Source organism: Micromonospora sp. DT68 (assembly GCF_049847245.1).
In the GTDB taxonomy this organism is placed as follows: domain Bacteria; phylum Actinomycetota; class Actinomycetes; order Mycobacteriales; family Micromonosporaceae; genus Micromonospora; species Micromonospora profundi.
This window is the reverse complement of record NZ_JBNCNZ010000040.1, coordinates 1-8,405: the sequence shown is the minus strand read 5'-3', so window position 1 is coordinate 8,405 and position 8,405 is coordinate 1. Positions and strand designations below refer to the sequence as shown.

General features: G+C 70.6%; 8 protein-coding genes. 5 read left to right on the top strand and 3 right to left on the bottom strand.

What is annotated here, in order from left to right; all coding sequences use genetic code 11:
- Positions 1-667 precede the first annotated feature (667 nt).
- Both ACPXB1_RS30460 and ACPXB1_RS30455 read left to right on the top strand, forming a co-directional pair.
- The gene (locus ACPXB1_RS30460) at positions 668-1,009 is read left to right on the top strand and encodes a hypothetical protein (RefSeq protein ID WP_355596445.1); all 342 of its coding nucleotides are present in this window, start codon (positions 668-670) and stop codon (positions 1,007-1,009) included.
- Positions 1,006-1,665, top strand: a complete 660-nt coding sequence (locus ACPXB1_RS30455) for a nucleotidyl transferase AbiEii/AbiGii toxin family protein (RefSeq protein ID WP_355596443.1) — start codon at positions 1,006-1,008, stop codon at positions 1,663-1,665. The genes ACPXB1_RS30460 and ACPXB1_RS30455 overlap by 4 nt, the downstream gene beginning before the upstream one ends.
- Before the next feature lie 131 nt (positions 1,666-1,796).
- On the opposite strand, the gene ACPXB1_RS30450 is transcribed toward ACPXB1_RS30455, so the two are convergent.
- The gene (locus ACPXB1_RS30450; protein WP_425736154.1) at positions 1,797-2,699 is read right to left on the bottom strand and encodes an SDR family oxidoreductase; all 903 of its coding nucleotides are present in this window, start codon (positions 2,697-2,699) and stop codon (positions 1,797-1,799) included.
- A gap of 164 nt (positions 2,700-2,863) precedes the next feature.
- On the opposite strand from ACPXB1_RS30450, the gene ACPXB1_RS30445 reads away from it, so the two are divergent.
- The gene (locus tag ACPXB1_RS30445) at positions 2,864-4,654 is read left to right on the top strand and encodes a bifunctional metallophosphatase/5'-nucleotidase (protein WP_425736153.1); all 1,791 of its coding nucleotides are present in this window, start codon (positions 2,864-2,866) and stop codon (positions 4,652-4,654) included.
- 58 nt (positions 4,655-4,712) lie between these two features.
- Here the strand turns inward: ACPXB1_RS30445 and ACPXB1_RS30440 are convergent, their stop codons facing one another.
- Together ACPXB1_RS30440 and ACPXB1_RS30435 are read right to left on the bottom strand one after the other, a co-directional pair.
- Positions 4,713-4,886 carry a hypothetical protein gene (locus ACPXB1_RS30440; RefSeq protein ID WP_167943892.1) on the bottom strand — a complete coding sequence of 58 codons (174 nt, stop codon included), beginning with the start codon at positions 4,884-4,886 and terminating at the stop codon, positions 4,713-4,715.
- A gap of 183 nt (positions 4,887-5,069) precedes the next feature.
- Positions 5,070-6,227, bottom strand: coding sequence for a geranylgeranyl reductase family protein (locus ACPXB1_RS30435; protein ID WP_425736152.1), 1,158 nt, complete (start codon positions 6,225-6,227; stop codon positions 5,070-5,072).
- A gap of 147 nt (positions 6,228-6,374) precedes the next feature.
- Between ACPXB1_RS30435 and ACPXB1_RS30430 the strand changes: the two genes are divergently transcribed.
- Complete coding sequence (locus ACPXB1_RS30430; protein WP_053659566.1) at positions 6,375-6,611, top strand: hypothetical protein; 237 nt, start codon at positions 6,375-6,377, stop codon at positions 6,609-6,611.
- A gap of 85 nt (positions 6,612-6,696) precedes the next feature.
- Positions 6,697-8,115 (top strand): MFS transporter, encoded by a 1,419-nt coding sequence (locus ACPXB1_RS30425; protein ID WP_425736151.1) that lies wholly within the window; start codon positions 6,697-6,699, stop codon positions 8,113-8,115.
- The last annotated feature ends 290 nt before the right edge of the window (positions 8,116-8,405 follow it).

Sequence of the window (8,405 nt, the reverse complement as noted above, 5' to 3'; positions counted from 1 at the left end):
GGGGTAGGAAACACCCACACACCCCGGGGGGATCGGTGCGCGGGTGTGAGCACCTCGTCCGGCGCTGCACAAAAACAGGGGGGAAGGTCGTTCACGGCGGCTGGGCGCGGGGGCGCCTCTGGCGGCCGGTCCATGTGTAACCACCCGGCGGCCGGAGCCATTCCCGGGGGACGGGCCATCCATCGGCAGCCTCATCGAGCCGGCGCCACGGTCGTTCGGAGGTCTACAACCACCGGGCCGGGCCAGGCATTCCACCCGCGCCGGCCAGTCGCGCATCCCGCGTCGGGGTCGGGCAGTCGTGCGTCCCTGCGCCGATCGGGCCAGGCAATGCACCTCCACGAGGCGCGCCTGCGGCCGGTGGTACTGCGATCGTCAGGGTATGTAACCCGTCCGAGGCCGCCACGATTCCGGCCTGAGGATGCCACCGGTCACACCCAGAAAACCCCACCAGCGTACATACCACCCAGGCGTCCCGCCGCCGGCCGCCGATGAACGGCCCATCCAGGCGATGATCGACCACCAGACGCACCGCACAGCACCTCCCACCGCCAGCCTCGACCCATATCGCCCTTTTGCACCGGACGGGCCAGCCGAACGCTGAACTCCAAAAAACCGCGATCAGCGCGCGGTGAGCGACACCGACTCCGGTGGGCGATACCCTGACAGCATGCAGGCCGTCTCCCCCACCGCGACCGACGTGGCCTTCCTGGCCCGCCCGGGTCGCCCTGCCGTGGTGGCGCGGACGCTTGCGGAACTGTCCGGCCCGACCCGTGGCGTGGTGGAGCTGCCGGTGCGGTTGATGTGGAACGCCGAGCGCACCTTCGATCTTGGCGACCCGGACCAGCTGCTCTGGATGTACGAGAACGTGCTGCGCGAGACCACCCGCGCCGAGGACCTGCGGGTGCTGATCAACGGGCGGACACTGCGCCGGGTGTGGCGGCTGCTGAACCTGCCCCGGGGCGTACGCCTGGCGTGGGAGAGCCGGCACCGCGGCCTGCGCGCGGCGTGACCGAGCCTCATCTGCACGAGTTCTACCGGGAGGTGGCCCGGGTCGCGTTGACTGCCGCCGGACCGTACCGGTTCGTGTTGGGTGGCGGAGTGGCCTGGGCCGCGCACGGGTTGGTCGCCCGCCCGACGGAGGACGTCGACCTGTTCGCCGACGTGGAGGGCGCTGCCGCGGCTGCCTCCACCGGGGTACGCGTGGCGCTGGAGCGGGCCGGGTTCACCGTCACCGACGCCGACCCGGACAGTGAGCTGGCCGACCTGTTCGACGGGTACGAGCAGGACATGAAGGACTTCGTGGTGAGCCGGGACGGGCGGCAGATCCGGCTCAGCCTGGCCCGGCTCGACCGGCGGCAGAGCCCGGTGGTGATGGACCTCGGCCCGGTGATGGACGTCCGTGACCTGGTCGCCAACAAGATCGCGGCGTTGGTCAACAGGCGGGAGGTCCGTGACTTCATCGACGTGGCGGCAGCCCTGGAGCACTACGACGTGACGGAGTTGCTGGTGCTGGCCCGGCAGGTCGATCCGGCCCTGGATCCGGCCGACGTGCGGGCCGCCGGCCGTTACCTCGACCGGTTGTCCGACAAGCGCTTCGGCCGCTACGGGCTGAGCACTACCGACGTCGCGCAGGTCCGGCGGCGCTTCGCCACCTGGCCACGCTGACACATCCGCCCCAGCACCGCAATGACACGCGAGCGGCACCGACTCAGGCCAGCGCACCACCGAAGAACAACCACACCGAGGACCCAGCCACCGCCGGGTGGGCGACCAGAAGGCGCCCACCCGGCGGCGAATCACTTGGTCGGTCGACCGCCGGTGACACCCAGGATCTCGCCGGTGACGTAGCTGGATTCCTGGGACGCGAAGAAGACGTACGCCGGCGCGAGTTCCGCTGGCTGACCAGGCCGGCCCTGCGGAGTGTCGGTGCCGAACTGCTCGACCTTCTCCCTCGGCATGGTGGCCGGGATCAGGGGCGTCCAGATCGGACCGGGCGCGACCGCGTTGACTCGGATGCCCTGCTCGGCCAGGTCGGCGGCGAGGGCCTTGGTGAAGTTCGCGATGCCCGCCTTTGTGGTGGCGTAGTCCAGCAGTTGCGGCGACGGGTCGAACGCCTGGATCGACGCCGTGTTGATGATCGCCGACCCTTCGGGCAGGTGCGGAACGGCGGCCTTGCACAGCCAGAACATCGCGTACAGGTTGGTCTTGAGGACGCGGTCGAACTGCTCGGTGCTGATCCCGAGGATGCCCTTGTCCTGCGACATCTGGTAGGCGGCGTTGTTGACCAGGATGTCGATGCCGCCCAGGTCGCGTACCGTCCGGTCGACCAGTTCCTGGCAGTGCGCCTCGTCGGTGATGTCGCCGCGGACGGCGATGCCCCGGCGGCCGGCGGCCTCGACGAGTCGGATGGTCTCCCGGGCGTCGGCGTCCTCCTCCTCGCTCAGGTACGAGATGAGCACGTCGGCGCCTTCGCGGGCGAAGGCGATGGCGACAGCCCGGCCGATCCCCGAGTCACCGCCGGTGATCAGCGCCCGCTTGCCGTCGAGCTTGCCGCTGCCCCGGTACGACTCCTCCCCGTGGTCCGGCTTGGGCGTCATCTCGCCGGTCGAGCCGGGCGGCGTCTGCTGCTGGCCGGGCTGGCCGGACTGCTGCCCGTACTGGCTGGTCGGGTCCTGTGGGGTGTGCTGGTCGTTGCTCACCGACATCTCCTCCTGCGGCGCTGCTCCGGTCCCTGACTGCCCTACCCCGCGGTGGCCTGCGGAAACCGCAAGGGCCGGCGGGCAGGCGTGGCGGGAGCCACCGGCTCTGGTTATGGTGCGCGAGGCGCTCACGAGGCGCATCGACCCCCATGGAAGGGCACGACATGACCTCTCCCTCCGGCCCGTCGCGTCGCCGGGTGCTCGCCGCCGCGGCCGCGGCGGCGAGCGCGCCGCTGATCGCCGCCGCCCCCGCGCAGGCGGGCGGCCCGGCCCGGCCGCGCACCTGGGACCTCACCCTGCTGGGTACGTCGGACACTCACGGCAACGTCTACAACTGGGACTACTACCGCGACGCCGAGTACGACGACAGCAGGCAGAACGACGTCGGCGTGGCGAAGCTGGCCACCCTCATCAACCAGATCCGCGCCGAGCGACGTGGCAAGGCCACGCTGGTGCTGGACGCCGGCGACACCATCCAGGGCACGCCCCTGGCGACGTACTACGCCAAGCAGGAGCCGATCACCGAGACCGGCGTGAAGCATCCGATGGCCCGGGCGATGAACATCATCGACTACGACGCGGTGACGCTCGGCAACCACGAGTTCAACTATGGTCTGCCGCTGCTGGACCTGTGGATCCGCCAGCTCGGCTTCCCGGCTCTCGCCGCCAACGCGGTCAACGCGAAGACCGGCAAGCCGGCCTTCCTGCCGTACGTCATCAAGAAGGTCTCCCTCGGCTTCGCCGCGCCGGCCCTGCGGGTGGGCATTCTCGGCCTCACCAACCCCGGCGTGGCCATCTGGGACCGGGGCAACGTCGAAGGCAGGCTGCGTTTCGACGACATGATCGCCACAGCGGCGAAGTGGGTGCCGGTCATGCGTGCGCGCGGCGCGGACCTGGTGTTGATCTCCGCGCACGGCGGCGACAGCGGCACCTCCAGCTACGGTCCGGAGTTGCCCAACGAGAACCCGGTGGCCCTGATCGCCCAGCAGGTGCCGGGGATCGACGCGATCCTCTTCGGTCACGCGCACAACGAGGTGGTGGAACGGTTCGTCACCAACGAGCGGACCGGCGCGCAGGTGCTGCTCTCCGAGCCGTCGAAGTGGGGCCAGCGGCTCACCCGGATGGACTTCACCCTCGCCCGTGAGCGTGGCCGGTGGGCGATCACCAGGAAGACCGCCACCATGCTGAACACCAACACCGTGGTCGAGGACCCGAAGGTCCTCGCCGCTGTGCGCAGGCAACACCAGAAGACCGTGGCGTACGTCAACCAGGTGGTCGCCCAGTCCACGGTGGAGTTGTCGGCGGCGGAGTCACGGTACAAGGACACGCCGATCCTTGACTTCATCAACCACGTGCAGACCGAGGTCGTCGGCGCGGCGCTGGCCGGCACCCCGTACGCCGATCTGCCGGTGCTGTCGATCGCGGCGCCGTTCAGTCGCACGGCGGTCTTCCCCGCCGGCGACGTGAAGATCCGCGACGTGGCAGGGCTGTACGTGTACGACAACACCCTCGAGGCGGTCGTGCTCAGCGGAGCCGAGGTGCGCGCGTACCTGGAGTTCTCGGCGAAGTACTTCCGCACCCTCGCCCCGGGCGCCCCGGTGGACCCGGAGCAGATCAGCGACCCTGCGGTGCCGGACTACAACTACGACGTGATCTCCGGCCTGGACTACGACATCGACATCTCCCGGCCGGTGGGTCAGCGGATCACCCGCCTGGTGCTGCCGGGCACCGACACCCCCGTCGCTGACAACGCGCAGTTCGTGGTGGCGGTGAACAACTACCGGCGCAGCGGCGGCGGCAACTTCCCGGGCATCGTGAAGACGCAGGTCTACAACGCTCAGCAGGAGATCCGCCAACTGCTCATCGACTGGGCGCAGGCCAGGGGCACTATCGACCCGGCCGACTTCTTCCAGCCCAACTGGCGGCTGGTACGCGAGGGCGTACCGGTCTTCTGACAGCAGGGCACGACCGGCGGGCCGTGGGTGGCGACACCTCCGGCCCGCCGCGCGTTTCTCAGCCCTGCACGTTCCAGCGCACCGGATCCTCGGACCCCTGTGGGGAGTCACGCCCGGGATCGGTCTCGGTCAGCGCGACACGCTCGTCCGGACGGACGGCGGGCGGCAACTCCCCGAAGCGGATGTGGCGCAGGAACGCGTACTCGTCGTCGGTGAACGGCTGCTCGGCCATCAGCACCTCCCCTGCTCCGCCTCATTGTCAGGTGACCCACCTGCGTCGCGCCAGTACTTCAGGTTGGCGCGGTCTGCGCTGTGCCGTGGCGCCGCGCACGTCGCGTAAGGCGTCCTAGGATCCTGGGTGTTTGGTGAAGGACCGACTGAAGAGCCGCCGCTGACCAGGATCAGCTGGGCGAGATCAGCCTGGCGCGTCGGCGAGCTGCGCGCGGCGCGGGTTCGGCAGCCGCTCCAGCGCCGCTAGCGCCACCCGGACCGGTCGGCGGTCCATCATCTCGTCGAAGCCCGCCCGCCCCTGGCAGAACCGGACGAACATCCGCCACCCCGGCGGGGTCGCCAGCAGGGCGTGGAACACCGTCGGGCGAGCGGTGAACAGGTCGAGCAGCCGGAACCCCGCCCGCATCGACGGCGCCAGGCGCTCGGCGACCGCACGCTCGTAGCCGGCCAGGTCCCCGTCGGCGACCGCCGCGCCAGCCAGCTCACCGGAGCGCAGCGCGAAGCTGATGCCCTCTCTGCTCCACGGTTCCAGCAGCCCGGCCGCGTCCCCCACCACGAGCACCCGGCCCCTCCGCAACGGCGAGTCCTCCTCGCGGCAGCGGGTCAGGTGACCCGAGTCGTGCTCCGCCGGCAGCCCGGTCAACCCCAACCTGTCGACGAACTCCCGCAGGTAGGCGCGGGTCCCCTCCCCCGCACCCCGGCCCGCGATCACGCCGACGGTCAGCCGGTCGCCCTTCGGGAACACCCAGGCGTACGAGCCGGGCAGCGCGCCCCAGTCCAGCAACAGCCGCCCCCGCCAGCGCTCCTGCTCGGCGGGCGGCACTGGCACCTCCAACTCCAGCCCCAGATCCACCTGCCGGTACCGCACACCCACATGCCGGGCGGTCACCCCCGACGACCCGTCCGCGCCGATCACCACACGGGACGTGAGCGTCGTACCGTCGGCCAGTCGCAGGCGTACCCCCTCGGGGTCCTGCTCGATGGCGCGGACCGCGACCCGTTCCCGCATCTGCGCGCCGGCGGCGACCGCCGCCGCGCGCAGCCGGTCGTCGAACTCCTCGCGGCGCACCATCGTCAGCACCGGGCTGCCGTTGCGGCGGGTGAACTCCCGGCGGCCGTCGCGGGTGAACGTCACCCGGTCCACCCGGTCGGCCGCGGGCACCTCGATGCGGTCCCGTACGGCCGCCAGGGACGTGCCGATCAGGCCGCCGCCGCAGGTCTTGTACCGGGGGTGCGCGGCCCGCTCGACAACAAGGGTACGAAGGCCGACCCGGGCTGCGGCATGTGCCGCGGAGAGCCCGGCGGGGCCGGCGCCGACGACGACGAGATCCCAGACGATCACTGATGCAGCCTAGGGCACCACCCGCCACCCGAACGGGGTACGGCAGGCCCGCCGACCGCCCGATCGGGTGGGCATTTTCGGCTACCCAGGGGGTAACCGACGCGGCGTAACCGTCCGCGCTGAGGCGGGCGAGCAAAGGAGGCGATCATGCAGCAGGTGCAGCTGTCGGAGATCGAGCAACGGGTGTTCCAGGCGGTCACCACCCTCGAAGCACGCGGCCAGGTGCCCTATCCGGATCTGATCGCCGAAGGGTCCGGGCTCACCGAGGAGCAGGTGCACGAACCGCTGCACATGCTCACCGAGAAGGGCCTGCTGCACCGCGAGGACTCGCCGATGGCAGGGCTCGACTTCGGCCCCCGGTTCTGCGCCCGCCAGATGGCGTGATCCGTCGCTCCACCCGCGACGGTTCGCCCCCCGCTGACCCGGGTAGCGGTCAGGCAAGCGTGATCGGCCATCAGCGGGGGGCACGATGAGTGACGCGGTGGACGAACGCAGACGCTGGCAGGCCGTCGGCGTCGGACTCGTCGCCGCGTTCATGACGCTGCTCGACGTGAGCATCGTCAACGTGGCGGTGCCCTCCATCGACCGCGCGCTGCACGCCTCCCCAAGCGACCTCCAGTGGGTCCTCTCCGGGTACGCGCTCACCTTCGGCCTGGTCCTCGTGCCTGCCGGCCGCTTCGGTGACGCCCGGGGCCGGCGCAACGCATTCGTGCTGGGCATCGGGCTGTTCACCGCCACCAGCGCCCTCGCCGGCCTGGCCACCTCCCCCACCTGGCTGGTCGCCGCCCGGCTGCTCCAGGGTGCCGCCGCAGGCGTGGTCAACCCTCAGGTGACAGGGCTCATCCAGGAACTGTTCCGAGGGCCGGAAAGGGCCCGCCCGTTCGGGCTGCTCGGCGCGACGATCGGCATCTCCACCGCCGTCGGGCCGCTACTCGGCGGACTGCTCATCGCCCTCGGCGGCGAGGCACACGGATGGCGGTGGGTCTTCTTCGTCAACGTGCCCGTCGGCATCGCCGCCATGATCCTCGGCTGGCGCCTGCTGCCCGCACGCCCTCTGGGAAAAACCGGCCAACGCCGGCTCGACCCGATCGGGGTGCTGCTGCTCGGCGTGGGAGTGGTACTGATCCTGCTGCCACTCGTGCAGCAGCAGCAGTGGCGGACCCCCTGGAAATGGGCACTCATCCCTGCCGGCCTGGCTGTGCTCGTCGCGTTCGGACTCTGGGAGCGGCGGTACGCGCGACACCACCAACCCCTGTTCGACCTGCGGCTGTTCACCTTCCAGTCGTACACACTGGGATCGATCATCGCGCTGGTTTACTTCGGTGGCTTCACAGCGATCTTCTTCATCTTCACGTTGTTCCTCCAGAACGGCCTCGGCTACAGCGCCCTCGTCGCCGGCATCGCCATCACACCGTTCGCCCTCGGCTCGGCCGCCGCGTCCGCGCTGGGCGGCCGCATCGTCAACCGCTTCGGTCGCCCCCTGGTGGCCATCGGCCTGCTCGCCGTCGTACTCGGGCTGGCCGCCACAGTCCTCGCGCTGCAGCTCTGGCCGCACGCCCCCGCACCCTGGGTCACCGCCGGGCCGCTGCTCGTCGCCGGCATCGGCAGCGGCCTGGTCATCGCCCCCAATCAGACACTCACCCTCGCCCAGGTGCCCGTACCCCAGGCCGGTAGCGGCGCCGGCATGCTCCAAACCGGCCAACGCATCGGCGCGGCCGCCGGCATCGCCGCCGTCGGGTCGATGTTCTTCTCGTCGCTCGCCGGCAGCCGCGGCAACTGGACCACCGCCTTCGAGACGTCCCTCCTGCTCGCCGCCGGAATCATCGCGCTAGCGCTGGTCGCCGCGCTGATCGACATCTTCCGCAGCCACAACCACGCAAAGACCTGACAACCCCAGGTGTACGCCCCCAGCGCCGCCCTCACCTTGCGTGTGCCGCTGCCCGGCATGGCCGATCTTCGGGGTGCGTGTATGCCCTGCCCGGCACCTGATTCGGGGTGCACCGGCCCTCAGTCGTGGCTGTCATGCCGATGGCCGGCACCTTCGGGTTCGAGGCGCCGGCCATCGGTCGTGCATTGTCATGCCGATGGCCGGCACCCCTCTTGTTGGGGGGTGCCGGCCATCAGTCAGTGCGTCATGCGGGTGGGGTCAGCTGTTCCAGTGCTGGGCGACGAGGTCGG